The organism is Corallococcus sp. EGB (assembly GCF_019968905.1).
Classification (GTDB): Bacteria; Myxococcota; Myxococcia; order Myxococcales; family Myxococcaceae; genus Corallococcus.
Genome location: NZ_CP079946.1, coordinates 1,270,441 through 1,287,203 on the forward strand (window position 1 = coordinate 1,270,441; position 16,763 = coordinate 1,287,203).

A 16,763-nucleotide genomic window follows, 5' to 3' on the forward strand; every position below is an offset into this window, starting at 1 on the left:
CCTTCCGGGAGGCTTGGCGGGAGGAAGAAGGTCTCAGCGGCGGCGGGTCTTCAGCGCCAGACGCCACGGGCTGATGCGGCCGCTGGGGTCCGAGCCACCGGCGCGCGACGGCAGCGTCTTCGCGCGCTTCTGGTCGCGCTGGAAGGCGTGCAGCGTGCTCGCCAGCAGCGCCACCTCGCTGAGCTTGGGATCCTCCGCGCCCTGCAGCGCGGTGTGCTCGCGGGTGAGGAAGCTGGTGTCGTAGTCCCCGCCCACGAACTCCGGGTGGGACAGGATGCCGTGCAGGTAGCGGATGTTGGTGGTGATGCCCTTCACCACGTACTCGGAGAGCGCGCGCTTGGCCCGCGCGATGGCCTCCTCGCGCGTGGCGCCCCACACGGACAGCTTCGAAATCATGGGGTCGTAGTAGTTGGGCACCGTGAAGCCCGCGTACACGCCCGAGTCATCACGCACGTTCGGGCCGCCCGGCACGCGCAGCGCCTGGATTCTCCCGGGGCTGGGCATGAAGTTGCGGGACGGGTCCTCCGCGTACACGCGGACTTCAATGGCGTGACCGCGCGGCGCGGGGGCCTCGAAGAGGGGGAGCTTCTCGCCCTCGGCGGCCTTGCTCTGCATGGCCACCAGGTCCAGGCCGGTGACCCACTCCGTGACGGGGTGCTCCACCTGGAGGCGGGTGTTCATCTCCAGGAAGTAGAAGTTGCGGTGCACGTCCACCAGGAACTCCACCGTCCCGGCGCCCACGTAGTTGACGGCCTTGGCCGCCTTCACCGCGACCTCACCCATCTTCGCGCGCAACTCCGGCGTGAGGATGGGGCTGGGCGTCTCCTCCACCACCTTCTGGTGACGGCGCTGCGCGGAGCACTCGCGCTCGTTCAGGTGGATGGTGTTGCCGTACTGGTCGGCGAAGACCTGGATCTCCACGTGATGTGGCTTCTCCAGGTACTTCTCGATGTAGACCGCGTCGTTGCCGAACGAGCTCATCGCCTCGCTCTTGGCGGAGCGCCAGGCGGAGTCGAAGTCGGCCATGCCCTCCACGCGGCGCATGCCCTTGCCGCCGCCGCCGCCGGCGGCCTTGAGCATGATGGGGAAGCCGATCTTCTGCGCGTACTCGCGCGCCTCCTCGATGGTGGCGATGGGCTCCGTGGTGCCGGGGACCACGGGCACGCCCGCCTTGATCATGTTGGCGCGGGCGCGGGTCTTCTCACCCATGGCGTCCATGGCGGAGGCCGGCGGGCCGATGAAGGTGATGCCGGCCTTCTCGCAGGCGCGCACGAAGGACGCGTTCTCGGAGAGGAAGCCATAGCCGGGGTGGATGGCGTCCGCGCCGGACTGCTTCGCGACCTCCAGGATGCGCTCCTGCACGAGGTAGCTCTCGCGCGAGGGCGGGGGGCCGACGAAGTAGGCCTGGTCGGCGGTGCGCACGTGCAGCGCGGAGCGATCTGCTTCGGAGTACACCGCCACCGTGGCGATGCCGAGGTCCTTGCAGGTGCGCATCACCCGGATGGCGATCTCGCCGCGATTGGCGACGAGCACTTTGCGGATCTTGGGCATGGGCGCCCGTCTAGCATGGGGCGCCCGGGATTGCCTGCCTCTACTTGCGCAGGTTCAGGTACTGGTCCATCAGCTGCCGGGCCTGGGCGAGCTTCGCCTCGACGAAGCGGTCGTCCTCGTCCGGCTCCGGGGGCGGGGCGGGGCGCGAGGGGGCCTCCACGGGCTTGCCGTCCGTGCCGAAGTCCACCGCGGCCGCCAGCAGGTTGCGCGCCGCGCTCCCGCTGAAGAGGCGGGCGAGCGCGGTCGTCTCCACGTCCAGCCAGCGCGCGGCCTGGCGCAGGACGTCCAGGTATTCCCCCTCCATGGCGCGGGGCGGGCGGCTGGGGGCGGCCATGCAGACGCGCGCATAGCTGTGCTCGCGGTCCACGTACATGCCCATGGCACGGTCGCGGAAGTCGCGGGAGAGCGCCTGCGTCATGGCGTCCACGTGCTCCTCGGGGGAGGGCACCTTGCCGGACGCCTTGCCGGAGACGAGGGGAATCTCCGCCACGTGCCAGCCGCTGTCGGTGAGCGTTTCCGGACGGGGCTCCACCCACTTCACCTCGGGAGTGGGCAGGTCCAGACCCTCACACACGCCCTTGAGCGTCTGACGCAGGGCGGTGAGGTTTCCTTCGACGTCGGAGAGGAACAGGACGAGTCTGCGCTGCTGGGACACGGGGGCTCCTTGAGTGGCCCCGTGAAAGCCTCGGCGTTACCCGCGAATTTCCGGAACGCGCCACGCCCGCCTGCCCCCCAGGGCGACGGGGGACGTGCGGGCGCGGGCAGGGACTTCTTCTACAGCGGGATGTTGCCGTGCTTGCGCGGCGGGTTCTCCTGCCGCTTGTCCTTGAGCATCTCCAGCGCGCGGATGACCTTGGCGCGGGTCTCCTCGGGACGGATGACCTCGTCGATGTAGCCCAGCTCCGCCGCCTTGAACGGGTTGGCGAACTTGTCGCGGTAGTCGTCCGTGAGCTTCTTGCGCTCGGCGTTGGCGTCCTGGGCCTTCAAGAGCTCGTTGCGGAAGATGATGTTCACCGCGCCTTCGGGGCCCATCACGGCGATTTCCGCGGTGGGGTATGCGTAGTTGATGTCCGCGCGGATGTGCTTGGACGCCATGACGTCGTACGCGCCGCCGTAGGCCTTGCGGGTGATGACGGTGATTTTGGGGACGGTGGCTTCCGCGTACGCGTAGAGCAGCTTGGCGCCGTGGGTGATGATGCCGCCCCACTCCTGGTCCGTGCCGGGGAGGAAGCCGGGGACGTCCACCAGGGTGAGCAGGGGGATGTTGAAGCAGTCGCAGAAGCGCACGAAGCGCGCGGCCTTCACGCTGGCGTCGATGTCCAGGCAGCCGGCGAGCACCGCGGGCTGGTTGGCGACGATGCCCACGCTCTTGCCGTTCATGCGCGCGAAGCCGACGACGATGTTCTTCGCGAAGTGCTCCTGCACCTCGAAGAAGTGCTTCGAGTCGACGATGGCGCGGATGATCTCCTTGATGTCGTAGGGCTTGTTCGGGTTCGCCGGGACGATGGACTTGAGCGACTCCTCGGCGCGGAACGGGTCGTCGTCGCACGGCTGCGCGGGCGGGTCCTCCTGGTTGTTGGAGGGCAGGTACGAGAGCAGCTCGCGCGTCATGGCGATGGCGGCCTGCTCGTTCTCCGCGGCGAAGTGGGCGACGCCGGACTTCTGGTTGTGCGTGAGCGCGCCGCCCAGGGCCTCCTTGGAGACCTCTTCGTGCGTCACCGTCTTGATGACGTCCGGGCCGGTGATGAACATGTACGACGTGTCCTTCACCATCATGATGAAGTCCGTGATGGCGGGCGAGTACACCGCGCCGCCCGCGCACGGGCCCAGGATGAGGGAAATCTGGGGGACCACGCCGGACGCCAGCGTGTTGCGCAGGAAGATGTCCGCGTAGCCGGCGAGGCTCTCCACGCCCTCCTGGATGCGCGCGCCGCCGGAGTCATTCAGACCGATGACGGGCGCGCCCACGCGGGTGGCCAGGTCCATGATCTTGCAGATCTTCTGGGCGTAGGCGCCGGAGAGCGAGCCGCCGAAGACGGTGAAGTCCTGGGCGAAGACGAAGACCTGGCGGCCCTCCACCGTGCCGTAGCCGGTGACGACGCCGTCGCCGAGGATCTTCTTGTCACCCATGCCGAAGTCGTGGCTGCGGTGGGTGACGAACTTGTCCAGTTCGCTGAAGGAGCCGGGGTCGAGGAGGAGGTCGATGCGCTCGCGGGCCGTGAGCTTGCCGGCCTCGTGCTGCTTGGCGATGCGCTCGGCGCCGCCGCCCTGCTCGGCCTGCTGCTCCATCTGCTGGAGCCGTGCGCGCAAGGGATCGTTCTCGGGGGTCGTGGCCATGGGGGGCCGCTCTAACACGATTGGCGGGCGGTGGCAGCGCTTCCCTTGCCCCTGGAGGGGTGGGCGGCCCTCCGGGCTGGGGGTGCGCGGGGCGGGGAGGAGACGGAAGTTCAGGATTTCCGACACCGCGTCTTCCGGGGGGAAGGCGGGCAGGGAGGCTTCGCGATGCGTGACAGGCCGGGGGCACTGCGGGTGGGGACGTTCCGGGGAGTGCCCATCCGGGTCCACTTCTCCCTGCTGATAGCGCTGCCGCTGCTGGCGCTGTCGTTTGGAGGGGCGCTCCAGCGGGCGGCGGACACGGCGGACGTGCCGCCGGGCGCGCTGGGCGGGCACCCGTGGGCGTGGGGGCTGGCGGTGGCGGTGGGGCTGTTCGTGTCCGTGCTGCTGCACGAGATGGCGCACACCTTCTATGCACTGCGCCATGGCGGCGAGGTGCGCGGCATCACGCTGATGATTGTCGGGGGTGTGTCGGAGCTGGGGGAGGCGCCCAGGCGGCCTCGGGACGAGGCGTTGATGGCGCTGGTGGGGCCGCTGACGAGCCTGGGGCTGGCGGCGTTCCTGGGCGTGCTGACGTGGGGCGCGCACGGCCTAGGGCTGTTCCAGGTGCAGTTCGCGCTCTTCACGCTGGCGATGCTCAACGTCGTGCTGGGGGGCTTCAACCTGTTGCCGGCGTTCCCCATGGACGGGGGGCGCATCGTGCGCGCGGCGTTGACGCCCCGGATGGGGGTGGTGCGGGCGACGCAGGTGGCGGCGTGGTTGGGGCGGCTGTTCGCGTTGGCGTTTGGCGTGTGGGGCCTCATGACGCTGAACCCGTTCACGCTGGTGGTGTCGTTCTTCGTGCTGATGGGCGCGGAAGGGGAGTCCCGGCAGGTGCGGATGAAGGCGCTCCTGGAGCGGGTGAAGGTGGAGGCGCTGATGACGCCGCGGATGGTGGGCGTGGACCTGGACCTGACCCTGCAGGACGCGCAGTGGGCGCTGAGGCGCGAGCACGCGGGCATGCTGCCGGTGACGAGCGCGGGGCGTCCGGTGGGGCGGGTGACGTGGGTGGCGGTGCAGGCGGTGCCGGAGCCGCAGCGTGGAAGCCGCCTGGTGCGCGACGCGATGGAGGACGGGGTGGTGGCGGAGTTGCGCGAGGACGGGTGGACGGTGCTCCGGAGGATGGCGGAGGCGCGCGTGCCCATGGCCGCGGTGGTGGACGAGGAGGGGCTGCTCGCGGGGACGCTGGACTGGAATGACCTCCAGCGGGGGCTGATGCGCGCGGAGGAGGCGGAGCGCCAGCGGTCGCGGACGGGGTGGCCCCGGGAGCGGCCGGCGTAGGGACCGCGTTCAAGGGGACATGCGTCCACCGATGGCCGGAAAGCGCTCATAGGTTCGCAGGAGCGTTTCGAGATGGGCGGGATTGTCGAGGTCGAGGGGGGCCGCGGTGAGACGAACCATCCAGCCACCGGTCGCGGTGCGCCGGGCGCGTGACAGCAGCTCCGCGTCGCGCGCCGGGTCTGGGAACCCGATGTGTCGTGCGGCAGCGGCCGACCAGTAGTTGAGCCAGCCCAGGCGATGGGGGCACTCCGGCGAAGGGATTTCCCGTGTGAGCTTGAGTGCTGGCAGCCCACGAGGCGGAGGCTTGGGGTTCGCTGCCTGATTCTTGGTCTGGCGCGCGATCTCCACCCCAGCGGGGAAAGGTGTCGCGTGGCCCCAGAACGCGCGCGCTCCCTCCGCCATGCCTACCAGCAGGTCCTCTGCCGCCGCGAGGTTGCCGGCACTCATCGGCATCTCGGCGTGGACGTCGAGCAGCGGTTGGCCTCCTGGCCCGGAGTCCGCGGAGATCCCCAGCCCGTAGACCGTCACGAGTTCGCTCTCGTTGGGGCCATTGCAGACAAGAGGAAACCCTGGCCCATCCGGCCTGCCTCCCAGGACCCAGGCATCGCGCTGGGGGAGAGGGTAGGGATTCCCCTCGCTGGAAATGGCCCAGTCCAGGTGCATGCCCGGGAGGGCGCGCTCCAGGCCGTGGACGACGTCCAGGGGGCGACGATCATTGCCTGTGAGCGCGGGCGCATAGGCAATCATGACGAGATCATTCCGCCGCTTCATCATCCCTGCACCAAGCCATGAGGACGATGGTTCCTTCGGGGTGTGCTCCGACATGGACTGCCGCGTGAGTGGCCGGGTCCGGGGCGCAGCTTCGTCTGGATACGCGTGCCGCAGTTCGTATGCCTCCAGCTCCGCGTGGATGGCGGCCGCAACCACCACCGCACCGATGATGATCACCGCGCCCACGGCGATCTCCGGATGGTCAGAAGGCAGACCCCCACCATCGTTTGCAGGGCCGCCGCGTCCGCCGAGGCCACGGGACAGCGATGCTCGGAGTCCTCGAAGCGGATCCTTCTGGAGTCAAGCGACTGAAAGCACCGCTCCACCAGCATGGCCCACGGTTGGGAGGCTTCCCGGACGACGCATTTCCCTCCGTCCCGCCAGGGCAGCGTCGCCGCCCTCTGGAGATTGGTGAGTCGTGACTCCCGAGTTGCTGACTCCTTCAGCCGTGGCGGCGACGCCGCACAGGCGGACAGGAAGAGCAGGAGCGCGGTGGCTGTGAGAAGGCGCATGACCGTTCTTCAAGGCTTCTCCGGCAGCGACCAGTTCATCTGGAAGCGGTGCGCGCCGTTGGGGGCGCTGTCCAGCCAGCCGGTGATGCTGTCGCTCTTGGCGAGCAGGGGGCCCAGCTCCGTGCTCGCGCCGAAGAACGCGGCCAGGCGTTCGTCGCCCATCACGTCCATCAGCGACACCTGGGACAGGCCTCGCGCCAGCTTCTTCGGATCCAACGTGAACTCCACCGCGCGCTTCAGCGGCGCACCCTTCTCCGTCAGCGACGCCAGCAGCGCCTGCGTCACCGTGGAGTCGTTGCCGAACACCAACTGCTTGCCCTTGAGCCGCACGTAGACGCTGCCACCCTTGGCCTCCATCGCGTAGCCGTCCTCCAGCGCCTTGGCCCCTGGGAACTTCGCCATGGGCGCCAGCGCCGCCTTCACCGCCGCCGCGTCCGCCACCTCCGCCGCCAGCGCCTGCTTCGCCGCGAAGAAGCGCACCTCCGGTTTGCGCAGCGACCCCTTCACCGCCACCGAGTCCACGCCGAACAACACCTGCCCCGTGAGCTGCTTCGCCAGCGCGTCCGTCACCGCCTTCACGTCCGCCGCCGGGCACGCGGGACACACCGTCCGCACCGCGTCCGCCACCGACCCCACCGCCTGCGCCACGCCTGTCGGCGCCACCTGCGCCCTCGCGAAGAGCAGGCCCGTGGGGGACATGGCGCCGTAGGGGCTGGTGCCCTGGGGCTGGAAGGGCGGCAGCGGCAGCTTCGCCGCCGTGCCCTCCACCTTCAGCCCCGTCGCCGTGCCGTCCAGCGCCAGCACGCCGTCCTTCGTGGACACGTACAGCACACCCGGCACCGTGGCCATCCTCGCGTCCGCGGCCGGCGCCTTCAGCGCCACCAGCTTCGCGGCCTCCTTGCGGAGCGCTTCGTCCGAATCCGTGCTCAGGAAGGCACACGCCTCCTGCCCCTTGAGGACGTAGCCGCCGTAGCCGCCCGTGGCGCTCGGCGCTCGCAGCGTCGTCACGCCCTTCACCGTGCCCGCCTTCACGTCGCCGTTGCGCGCGAGCACGTTCGCGGTCGCTTCCTGGAACACCTTCGCGTCCTTCACCCGCGTGCACGTGATGCGGCCGTCCTGCCGCATGGACACCGTCAGCGGCCCTGTCGCGTCGATGCCCAGCGCCTCCATCGCCTCCGGCTTCCCCAGGTCCAGGGGCAGCAGGGGATGCAGCTCGCCGCGCCACGCCTCCGGGTTCAGCATCTGCGAGGACGCTCCGGCCCGCGTGAAGAACGCGTTCAACCCCTGCGCCTGGTCCAGCCGCGGGAGGTGGAGGACCGTCACCGCGGAGGCGGCGACGCGGGGCGTGGGTGCGGCCGCCAGCGTGGCGGCAAGTGCGAGGGCGAGCATGCCCCCACCTGAGAGCGCCACACCGCCCCTGTCAAGGCACTCCCACCCGGGACGCCCACCATCAACGCCCGCTCGCCCTACTTCGGCAGGCGCCCCGTGTTGGCCCAGTCAATCATCCGCTCCGCCAGCTCCTCCGCGTTGCGGCGCAGGTAGGCCAGCTGCAACACCTCGTCATCCGTGTGCGCCAGCGCCATGCGCACCCGCAGGCTGTCCACGAACCGCAGCACCTGCTCGATGCTGAGCGACACCTGGTCCTCCAGCGCCCCCGCGAACCCTGCCACCTCTGCCTCCGCCGAGCAGCCCTCCGCCAGCAGCGCCGCCACCAGCGCGGACCGCGTCACCCGGTGCTCGCGCTCCCGCGTGTCCCGCAGCTGGAGCCGCCGCGGTTGCGCCCTCCACCGCGCCCCGCCGTTCGCTCCCTGCTCCCGCCCGTACTGCCCCCGCGATTGCATCGCTCGCATCATCCGTGCCCCCTCTTCGAACGAGACCTGGGTCCCTCTACGGGCGTGACCGGCATTCCTCCTCCCGTCCACGAACAGGGCTCGTGGATGGAAGGCTTTCCATGGAATAACGATTTGTGCCTGCTTTCTTGCCCCGCCCCCGGGGATGCTCGGACTGTCATGCGAGGACACTCCTGGCAGGTGGGAAAAGCCTCTCGCCGGCGCCGGTCTCTCCGCCGGCGAGAGGTCACCGGGGAGTCCCGGTGTCTTGCTGCCTTGAAGGATTGTCGTGAGGCGGTATGCGTGGTGCGGGGCCCGCGGGAGGGGGCAGGTGTTCAGGTGGGGACAGTGTGCGGCCCTCTGGACGGATGGGATTGAACCTACAATCTGCCGCATCGTTCTGGGTCCGGGTTCCGGGGGACAGCGGTGGTCCGCCGCGTTCTTGTCGGGACCGTCACGGCCTTCCGGGGGGAAGCCATGTCGAACCTGCTCGACCTGCCGCGTCAGGCATTGATGGACTTGCGCTCGCGCATCAGCCACCTGCCGCTCGTGTCTCATCTCCACCGACGGCGCTCGCCCAACAGCCTGGCCCTGTCCAGCCCGGCGCCGCAAGACTCCGTGTTGGCGGATCCACAACGCGTGGAGGCGTGGCGCCGCGCGGTGGAGCGCTACGTGCGCCCCAACCAGGTGGTGGTGGACGTGAAGGCCGGCACCGGCCTGCGCACCTTCCTCGCCGCGCACCAGAACCCGCGCAAGCTGTACTCGGTGGATGACTCTCGCCTGCTGGACACCACGCAGTGGGTGGCCCGCCGCAACGGCCTGGACCGCATCGCCTTCGTGCGCGAGCCCACCTGGCACTTCCAGCCGCCGGAGAAGGCGGACGTGCTGCTGCACGAGCTGCTGGGAGATGCGCTGCTCGACGCGGGGCTCGTGCCCCGGATGCTGGACTTGCGCTCGCGCCTGCTCAAGCCGGGCGGCCGCATCCTCCCCAACCGCTTCGAGGTCTTCGTGGAGCCCGTGCAGCTGCGCGAGGAGGCGTGCGTCCCCTTCATCTGGACGCAGCACCTGCCCCACGTGGACTTCCGCTGCCTCCAGTCGCTGCGCGAGGCGATGAGCCCGTCGTACTTCACGCGGCTGGTGCGCTCGTATGAAGTCGACCACCTGCTGTGTGAGCCGGAGCCCGCGTTCGGGTTCGACCTGGAGACGATGCGCGCGGAGGGGCTGCCCTCGCGCGTGCGCATCCAGCGGCCGGTGGAGGAGGACGGGCGGGTGGACGGCTTCTGCCTCTTCTACCGGGTCGCCTTCGACGCGGAGCTGGCCTACGACGTGTCGCCCATGCGCGAGCGCAACACCACGTCGATGACGCTCCTGCGCGTGGAGCCGCGCGAGTTCAGCCGCTACGACACGCTGGAGTTCGAGCTGGAGCTGCCCAATCCGTCCGACCCGCGCACCTGGCGGTGGCAGTTCACCTGACGGCAGTGCCGGAGGCCGGAGTGATGCCCGGTGGACAGGCTTCCTGTCTCCGGGTGTCGCCGCGGGGGGGCGCACTGCCTAGCTTGCATTCCGCATGCGCCCGCTCCGACTCCTCGTCCTGCTTCTCGTCTCCGGTGCCGCGCTGCCCGCCGCGGCCCAGGCCCCGCGCACCGTGGCGGGCGTGTGCGGCCGTACCAACTGGGTCTGCGTGGCGGAGTGCATCGACGCCGAGTGCGTCGACAAGTGCCTGCGCGAGGGGTGCGAGGACGCGCTCAAGCGGCTGAAGGCCTGCACGAGCAAGGCGGAGTGCGCGCCGGACGACACGGCGTGCGCCGCGAAGTCCTGCGGGCTCACCTGTGAGCGCTCCTTCGAGCCCGCGCCCAAGAGCCCGGAGAAGCTGGTGACGAACCCGTGCGAGGGCGCCAACGCGCCGAAGGGCACGGCGGTCCCCAAGGAGCTGGTGGGTACGTGGGTGCTGTCCGCGGCGAGCATCCCGGACACGGTGAAGCCGGGGGAGGAGCAGCGCATCGAGGTGCAGCCCCGGTCCGACTACGCGCGGGCGCTGCAGGTGACGCCCACCGGGTGCTTCGTGCTGCGGACGACGCTGGATGACGCGACGCTCGGGCGCGGCAGCATGCTGGATGTTCGTGCGTGGGGCCGGCTGGAGGTGACGGACAAGAAGCACCTGGCGCTGCGCACGCAGGACGGTCAGGCGGTGGGCCCGGTGTGCGGCAAGGAGCGCGTGGTGCCGCTGTCCCAGGGCCGCTTCAAGGGCGGCGAGTTCACGTATGTCATTGAAGCGAAGGACTCGCTCATCCTCACCGTGCCGGGGGCCACGCGGCAGACGTTCCAGTTCGAGCGCGAGAAGCCCGAGGCGCCGGAGCCGCCTCCGAAGCCTTGAGGAGGGCCTTGCCCCCACCGGGGTGCACGGGTGAGAAGGACGCCATGGCAGGCCGCGAGCGGATGGCGAGCATGGACGCGGCGTGGCTCCAGATGGAGGAGCCCGCGAACCTGATGATGATCACCGCGGTGCTCTGGTTCGACGGCGCCGTGGACCTGGAGCGGCTGCGCGCGGTGGTGCGGGAGCGGCTGGTGGAGCGCTACCCGCGCTTCCGGCAGCGGGTGGTGCCCGGCCCCCTGGGCGCGCCGCATTGGGAAGACGCGCCGGACTTCAACGTGGATGAGCACCTGTCCACGCTGCGCCTGCCGGAGTCCGTGGGGCGCGCGGGGCTGGAGGCGCTCGTGGGGGACTGGCTGGGCGTGCCGTTGGAGCGCTCCCGTCCGTTGTGGCACTTCCATCTGGTGCGGGGCGCGCCGGGCGGGGACGTGCTGCTCGCGAGGCTGCACCACTGCATCGCGGACGGCATCGCGCTGGCGCGGGTGCTGCTGTCGCTGACGGATCCGGTGGAGCCTGGGGCGGCGGCAAGCTCGGACGCCGTGCTGGCCGCCGTGCTGGAGGCGGAGTCCAGCGTGTCGCGAGCCGCCGTGCTGGAGGAGGTCGCCGACGCGTCACGCGCGGACGTGCCAGCTGCGGACGCTGAAGCATCGCGGGTCGTCGCGTCCGAAGCAGGGGCCGACGCGCCGCGAATCGCCGAGCCGGAGGCTGACGTCAGCGGGTCACCGGCCGCCGCGACGGAGCCGGAGACGGAGGCCATCGCGATACGGACGGATGAGCGCCCGCCCGCGCCACGGGCAGCCCGGACTGAGGACTCCGAAGCGGTGATGCCCTCCACGGCGGTTCAGCGGCCGGGCGGCTCTCGTTGGCTCAGGTTCGCCCGCGGCGCCCGCGCGGCGCTGCACCGGGGCGCGGAGCTGGTGCGCGAGCCCATCCTCGCGGGCGACCTCGTGCGTGAGGGCGCGAAGGGCGCGGCGGCGCTGGGCAAGCTGCTCGTGCTTCCTCCCGACCCTCGCACGTCCCTGCGAGGACCGCTGGGCGTCCGGAAGCTCGCCGCGTGGTCGGAGCCCATTCCCCTGGAGCGGGTGAAGGCCGTGGGCCGGACCCTGGGCGGCACGGTGAACGACGTGCTGCTCACCGCGGTGACGGGCGCGCTGCGGCGCTACCTGGCCGCGCACGATGCGCTCTTGGAGGACGTGCACGCGCTGGTGCCGGTGAACCTGCGGCCCCTGGATGCGCCGGTGCCTCGCGAGCTGGGCAACCGCTTCGGCGTGGTGTTCCTGCGGCTCCCCGTGCACCTGGCCGAGCCGCGCCGCCGGCTCCGGGAGGTGGCGAGGCGAATGGAGCACCTCAAGCGCTCGCCGGAGGCCGTGCTGACGTCCGGGACATTGGAGCTGCTGAGCCACGCCCCCGCCGCGCTGGAGCGCGCCCTCGTGGACGTGATGGGCACCAAGGCGTCGCTCGTCGCCTCCAACGTGCCGGGGCCGCGTCAGCCGGTGTCGCTCGCGGGCAGCCGGCTGGCGGGGCTCACGTTCTGGGTTCCCCAGGCCGGCCACGTGGGCCTGGGGATCAGCCTCTTCAGCTACGCGGGACAGGTGACCGTGGGCGTGGCCTCGGATGCGTCGCGCGTGCCCGACCCGGGGGCCCTCGTCGCCGCGTTCCAGGAGGAGCTGGACGCGCTGGAGACGCCGGCCCCCTGAGCGCTACTTCGCGAAGAGCTTGTGCGGGTCGTACTTGCCGCGCACTTCCTTGAGCTTCGCGCGGATGGCCTCCGGCCACGCGCTGTCGAAGTGCTCCGCGGAGCGGATCTTGCCCATGAAGTTGATGGTCATCTCCGGCGACAGCCACGGCTTCAGCTCCGCGCGCAGGCCCTCCAGCGCGCCGGGCAGCACCGTCTCGAACAGCGGCGGGTGCATGCCCACCAGCCCGACGACGAAGTTGCCGCCGCGCCCACCCACCGCCGAGCCGCCCGCCACGTCGTTGCTGCACGCGCCGCCCAGGTGCCGCACCTCCAGCATGAAGAACGGCGTCTGCACGCCCGCGCCCACGTGGCGCAGCACCGCGGTCGCGAAGTCCTGATCCACGTGCGTCAGCATCAGCCCGTTGGTCCACGCGGGGCTGGGCTTGTCCGGATCATTGTGGATGCGCGCAATCTGGGACGCGGGCAGCTCGCCCAGCATGTCCAGGTACACCGGGGCCAGCGCGCGCAGCGGGGCCGCCAGCTTCTCGCCCTCGGGGATGGGGCCTGGATACGCGAAGCGCAGGCTGAGCACCGTGCGCCCGCGCAGCGGCGGCGGGATGAAGTCGAACGGCGGGAAGCGCATGACGGCGATGCTCGTGGACACGCGCGCGTCCGCCTCCGCCGTCCACTTCACCCAGCCGCGCAGCACGGCCTCGATGTGCTCCTCCGCGAAGAAGAGGCTGCCCGCGTAGAGCGAGCGCAGCTCCACCAACTTCAGCTTCACCTCCGTCACGATGCCGAAGCCGCCCTTGCCGCCGCGCAGGCCCCAGAACAGGTCCGGGTGATGGTCCGCGCTCGCCTCCACCGTCTCCCCGTCGCTGGTGACCAGCGTGTAGCCCACGACATAGTCGGAGCTGATGCCGTGGCTGCGCACCAGCGGCCCCAGGCCGCCGCCCAACAGGTAGCCCACCACGCCCACGTTCGTGGACGAGCCCGCGATGGGCGCCAGGCCATGCTTCGCGGCCTCCGCGACGACCGGCTCCCAGCGCGCGCCCGCGCCGATGGTGGCGATGCGCGTCGCCGGGTCGATGCTCACGTGGTTCAGCGCCTTCGTGGAGAGGAGCACGCCGGAGGTGACGGACGCGTAGGTCCCGTGCCCCGTGGCCTGCACGGAGACGGGCAGGTGGTTCTCCCGGGCGAAGCGGATGGCCTCCGCCACATCGTGCGTGGACTTCACCGCCACCACGTACTGCGGCGAGTGCGTGACCACGACGTTGAAGCCCGCGCACTCCGGGGCATAGCCCGCGTCGTTGGGCGTGTAGACAGGACCGCTTACGCGGTCGGCAAGGGACTGGGTCATGGGGCGTGGCTCCTTTGGGTCAGCCAATTGCGCGAGACAGCATAGACCCGGAAGTCGGGTTGCACACGCAAGCGCTTCGTGACGGCACGTTCTGCTGTCACCTCTACGGCAGACCGTGCTCCTCCAGCTTGTTGTAGAGCGTGCGCCGGCTCACCCCGAGCAGCCGCGCCGCCAACGTGCGGTTGTCCCCCGCGCGCTTCAGCGCCTCCAGCAGCGCCGCCTTCTCCACGTCCTTGCGACGTGACTCCAACGTGACGGAGTCCGGTGGCGACGGAGGCGCGGGCGCGGCGACCGGCGCGAGTCCCGGCTGGCGCGAGAGCTCGCGCGCCACGTCCTCGCCGGTGAGCACGGGCCCATCGGAGAGGACCACCAGGCGCTCCAGGAAGTTCTGCAGCTGGCGCACGTTGCCGGGCCACGGCTGGGCCTGGAGCGCGCGCAGGCCGTCCTCGCTCAAGGCGAAGGGCGGCCGGCCGTTGGTCTTCGCGTGCACGACCAGGAAGTGGCGCGCGAGCAGCGCGATGTCCTCTGGCCGCTCGCGCAGCGTGGGCAGCCACAGGGGCACCACGTTGAGGCGATAGAAGAGGTCCTCGCGGAAGGTGCCCCGGCGCACGCCGTCCTCCAGCGACTGGTGCGTGGCCGCGACGAAGCGCACGTCCACCTTCACCGTCTGGGTTCCGCCCAGCCGTTCGAACTCGCGCTCCTGGAGCACGCGCAGGAGCTTCACCTGCACGGCGGGAGACACGTCGCCAATCTCGTCGAGGAACAGCGTGCCGCCGTGCGCCAGCTCCACGCGGCCGGGCTTGCGCGTCGCCGCGCCGGTGAAGGCGCCCCTCTCGTAGCCGAACAGCTCGCTCTCCAGCAGCGTGTCCGGCAGCGCCGCGCAGTGCAGCTTCACGAACGGCCCCGAGCGCCGGGGGCTGCCCTCGTGCAGGGCCCTCGCGGCCAGCTCCTTGCCCGTGCCGGACTCGCCCCGCAGCAGCACCGTGGCGGTGCCCTGCGCGGCCTTCGCGATGAGGGCCTTCACCTCCGCCATCGCCCGGCTCTGGCCCATGAGCAGGTGGTCCAGGCCGTCCGGCGCCTTGCCCGTGCCGCGCGCGGGCTCCGGATCCTGGCTCGCGTGGAGCAGCGCCTTCTTCAGGGTGAAGAGGAGCTCCTCGCGGTCGAAGGGCTTGAGCACGAAGTCCGCCGCGCCCGCCTTCATCGCCTCCACCGCGAGCGGCACCGTGCCGTGCGCGGTCATCAGCAGCACGGGCACGTCCGGCCAGCCGCGCCCCACCTCCGCGAGCAGCTCCATGCCGCTCATGCCCGGCATGCGCACGTCGCTCAGCACCACGTCGATGGGCCGGCGCGACAGGTGCGCCAGCGCGTCCCTCGCGTTGGAGGCCGGATGCGGGGTGAGGCCCGCCTGCGTGAGCAGCGCGCCCAACACCTTGAGCAGCGCGGGATCATCATCGACCACCAGGACGTGGCCCTTCAGTGCGTCGCTCACGCGGCTTCTCCCTCGGATGCCGGGGCTGGGGTGACGGAGGCTGCCGGCAGGCGCAGGCGGAGGATGGTGCCACGGCCCTCGCCGCTCGTCAGGGACGCGGTGCCGCCGTGCGCCTCCGCCACGCGCCGCACGAAGGCCAGCCCCAGGCCGCTGCCCGCCGCCTTGGTGGTGAAGAAATCGTCGAAGGCCCGCTCGCGCGTGCGCGCGTCCATGCCGCTGCCGGTGTCCTGCACCTCCACCACCACCGCGTCGCCGTCCCGCTGCGTGCGCACGGTGAGGGTGCCGCCCTCGGGCATGGCCTCGAAGGCGTTGCGCACCAGGTTCTCCAGCGCGTTGGCGAGCAGGTCCTCGTCCCCCGCGCACCCGGGCAGGCCGGGCGCGAGCTCCTTCTGGAGCACCACCGCGCCGGGCGTCGCGAAGGCCTGGAGCGACAGCACGCCCTCCACCAGGCGGTTCAGGTCCAACGGCCGCCGCAGCGGTTCGACTCGCGCGAGGCGCTGGTACGTGCCGGCCACGCGGTCCAGGCGCTCCACCTGCTCCAGCAGCAGGTCCAGGAAGTCCCCGTGCGCGTCCCACGAGTGGCCGCGCGCGTGCTCCTCCTTGAGGTACTGCGCGGCGCCCTTGAGCGCGGCGATGGGGTTCTTCAGGTCGTGCGCCATCTGCGCGGAGAAGCGCCCCAGCGTGGCCAACTGCTCCAGGCGCTCGCGCTGGGTGACGAACGCGGTGACGCCCCGCCGCGCCGCCGCGAGCAACGAGAACGTGATGGCGGTGGTGCCCACGACGAGCGCCCCGGACTCGGCGGCGAAGACGCGGAAGAGGGTGAGGTACGCGAGCACGCCCACCAGCGCGAGGACGACGGCGTGCACCGCCGCGCTCGTGGCCCGCGCGTCCTTGCCGAAGAGCTGGAAGCGCAAGGACGCGGTGGCCATCACCGGGAGGCCCAGCAGCGTGCCCATGCTGCCCAGCCTCGGCACGGGCAGGGCCATGTCCGCCGCCAGGTCGGTGAGCAGCAGCGCGACGAGCAGCGTGAGACCCAGCAGCATCAGCCCCGCTCGTGCCCGCTCATCCTGCGAGTCCTCCGCGCGGGTGCGGCGCAGGTGGCGCGTGAGCAGCACGAAGCCCGTCGTGAGGATGGGGATGACGCCCACCGCGACGGCGAGCCCGAAGCCGAAGGTGTTGATGCGCGCCTCCAGCGCGGGCACGCCCATGGCGATGAGCATGGTCAGCGCGAGCGCGCCCATCACCGCGTAGGTGCCGTACAGGACCTGGGCGGAGCGGCGGCGGCGGCCCACGAACGCGAGGATGAAGTGCACCGCGCACGGCAGCGTCATCAGCGCCGCGGCGAAGCCCATCAGCCGCCAGCCGGAGTCCCCCGAGCGAGCCAGCCCGAAGGCGGAGAAGTTCCACGACGACAGCGCGATGGACAGCAGCGACAGCGGCAGCGCGAGGGGGCTCTTGCCCACGCGGGCGAGCGCGATGCCGGCGAGGGCGAGCTGCCCCGCGCACGCCAGCAGGCTGACCCACATGGCGCCGGTCATCGCGCGCCTC

At 71.1% G+C, this 16,763-nt stretch carries 13 protein-coding genes; 4 read left to right on the plus strand and 9 right to left on the minus strand.

The window, feature by feature from the left end; genetic code table 11:
• Positions 1-33: 33 nt before the first annotated feature.
• From accC to KYK13_RS05245, 3 genes are all read right to left on the minus strand, one after another.
• Positions 34-1,551 carry an acetyl-CoA carboxylase biotin carboxylase subunit gene (gene accC, locus KYK13_RS05235; protein ID WP_223642437.1) on the minus strand — a complete coding sequence of 506 codons (1,518 nt, stop codon included), beginning with the start codon at positions 1,549-1,551 and terminating at the stop codon, positions 34-36.
• 40 nt (positions 1,552-1,591) lie between these two features.
• Positions 1,592-2,206, minus strand: a complete 615-nt coding sequence (locus KYK13_RS05240) for a hypothetical protein (protein WP_223642439.1) — start codon at positions 2,204-2,206, stop codon at positions 1,592-1,594.
• Positions 2,207-2,325: 119 nt separating this feature from the next.
• Positions 2,326-3,888, minus strand: a complete 1,563-nt coding sequence (locus KYK13_RS05245) for an acyl-CoA carboxylase subunit beta (RefSeq protein WP_223642440.1) — start codon at positions 3,886-3,888, stop codon at positions 2,326-2,328.
• Positions 3,889-4,053: 165 nt separating this feature from the next.
• On the opposite strand from KYK13_RS05245, the gene KYK13_RS05250 reads away from it, so the two are divergent.
• Positions 4,054-5,205 carry a site-2 protease family protein gene (locus tag KYK13_RS05250; RefSeq protein WP_223642441.1) on the plus strand — a complete coding sequence of 384 codons (1,152 nt, stop codon included), beginning with the start codon at positions 4,054-4,056 and terminating at the stop codon, positions 5,203-5,205.
• Positions 5,206-5,214: 9 nt separating this feature from the next.
• On the opposite strand, the gene KYK13_RS05255 is transcribed toward KYK13_RS05250, so the two are convergent.
• From KYK13_RS05255 to KYK13_RS05265, 3 genes are all read right to left on the minus strand, one after another.
• Positions 5,215-5,976 (minus strand): DUF5953 family protein, encoded by a 762-nt coding sequence (locus tag KYK13_RS05255; RefSeq protein ID WP_223646533.1) that lies wholly within the window; start codon positions 5,974-5,976, stop codon positions 5,215-5,217.
• A 521-nt stretch (positions 5,977-6,497) separates the two neighbouring features.
• Positions 6,498-7,877 carry a hypothetical protein gene (locus KYK13_RS05260; protein WP_223642442.1) on the minus strand — a complete coding sequence of 460 codons (1,380 nt, stop codon included), beginning with the start codon at positions 7,875-7,877 and terminating at the stop codon, positions 6,498-6,500.
• 77 nt (positions 7,878-7,954) lie between these two features.
• Positions 7,955-8,341: a hypothetical protein gene (locus tag KYK13_RS05265; RefSeq protein ID WP_223642443.1), complete on the minus strand. Its 387-nt coding sequence runs from the start codon at positions 8,339-8,341 to the stop codon at positions 7,955-7,957.
• Positions 8,342-8,794: 453 nt separating this feature from the next.
• Here KYK13_RS05265 and KYK13_RS05270 point away from each other — a divergent pair, with 453 nt between their 5' ends.
• From KYK13_RS05270 to KYK13_RS05280, 3 genes are all read left to right on the plus strand, one after another.
• The gene (locus tag KYK13_RS05270) at positions 8,795-9,790 is read left to right on the plus strand and encodes a class I SAM-dependent methyltransferase (RefSeq protein ID WP_223642444.1); all 996 of its coding nucleotides are present in this window, start codon (positions 8,795-8,797) and stop codon (positions 9,788-9,790) included.
• 94 nt (positions 9,791-9,884) lie between these two features.
• A complete protein-coding gene (locus KYK13_RS05275; RefSeq protein WP_223642445.1) occupies positions 9,885-10,691 on the plus strand; it encodes a hypothetical protein in 807 nt (268 codons plus the stop codon).
• Between the two features lie 44 nt (positions 10,692-10,735).
• Entirely contained in the window at positions 10,736-12,385 is a 1,650-nt protein-coding gene (locus KYK13_RS05280) for a WS/DGAT domain-containing protein (protein ID WP_223642447.1), read from the plus strand.
• A 3-nt stretch (positions 12,386-12,388) separates the two neighbouring features.
• Here KYK13_RS05280 and KYK13_RS05285 read toward each other — a convergent pair whose 3' ends face one another.
• The 3 genes from KYK13_RS05285 to KYK13_RS05295 all read right to left on the minus strand — a co-directional run bounded on the left by KYK13_RS05285 (position 12,389) and on the right by KYK13_RS05295 (position 16,753).
• A complete protein-coding gene (locus KYK13_RS05285; RefSeq protein ID WP_223642449.1) occupies positions 12,389-13,726 on the minus strand; it encodes an FAD-binding oxidoreductase in 1,338 nt (445 codons plus the stop codon).
• Positions 13,727-13,829: 103 nt separating this feature from the next.
• Complete coding sequence (locus tag KYK13_RS05290; protein ID WP_223642451.1) at positions 13,830-15,215, minus strand: sigma-54 dependent transcriptional regulator; 1,386 nt, start codon at positions 15,213-15,215, stop codon at positions 13,830-13,832.
• Entirely contained in the window at positions 15,212-16,753 is a 1,542-nt protein-coding gene (locus KYK13_RS05295; protein ID WP_223642454.1) for an ATP-binding protein, read from the minus strand. The genes KYK13_RS05290 and KYK13_RS05295 overlap by 4 nt, the downstream gene beginning before the upstream one ends.
• Positions 16,754-16,763: the final 10 nt, after the last annotated feature.

Excerpts from the sequence above, each read along its gene's own strand:
- accC (WP_223642437.1), bottom strand. The coding sequence starts at position 1,551 with ATGCCCAAGATCCGCAAAGTGCTCGTCGCCAATCGCGGCGAGATCGCC.
- KYK13_RS05245 (WP_223642440.1), bottom strand. The coding sequence starts at position 3,888 with ATGGCCACGACCCCCGAGAACGATCCCTTGCGCGCACGGCTCCAGCAG.
- KYK13_RS05250 (WP_223642441.1), top strand. The coding sequence starts at position 4,054 with ATGCGTGACAGGCCGGGGGCACTGCGGGTGGGGACGTTCCGGGGAGTG.
- KYK13_RS05255 (WP_223646533.1), bottom strand. The coding sequence starts at position 5,976 with ATGAAGCGGCGGAATGATCTCGTCATGATTGCCTATGCGCCCGCGCTC.
- KYK13_RS05260 (WP_223642442.1), bottom strand. The coding sequence starts at position 7,877 with ATGCTCGCCCTCGCACTTGCCGCCACGCTGGCGGCCGCACCCACGCCC.
- KYK13_RS05265 (WP_223642443.1), bottom strand. The coding sequence starts at position 8,341 with ATGATGCGAGCGATGCAATCGCGGGGGCAGTACGGGCGGGAGCAGGGA.
- KYK13_RS05270 (WP_223642444.1), top strand. The coding sequence starts at position 8,795 with ATGTCGAACCTGCTCGACCTGCCGCGTCAGGCATTGATGGACTTGCGC.
- KYK13_RS05275 (WP_223642445.1), top strand. The coding sequence starts at position 9,885 with ATGCGCCCGCTCCGACTCCTCGTCCTGCTTCTCGTCTCCGGTGCCGCG.
- KYK13_RS05280 (WP_223642447.1), top strand. The coding sequence starts at position 10,736 with ATGGCAGGCCGCGAGCGGATGGCGAGCATGGACGCGGCGTGGCTCCAG.
- KYK13_RS05285 (WP_223642449.1), bottom strand. The coding sequence starts at position 13,726 with ATGACCCAGTCCCTTGCCGACCGCGTAAGCGGTCCTGTCTACACGCCC.
- KYK13_RS05295 (WP_223642454.1), bottom strand. The coding sequence starts at position 16,753 with ATGACCGGCGCCATGTGGGTCAGCCTGCTGGCGTGCGCGGGGCAGCTC.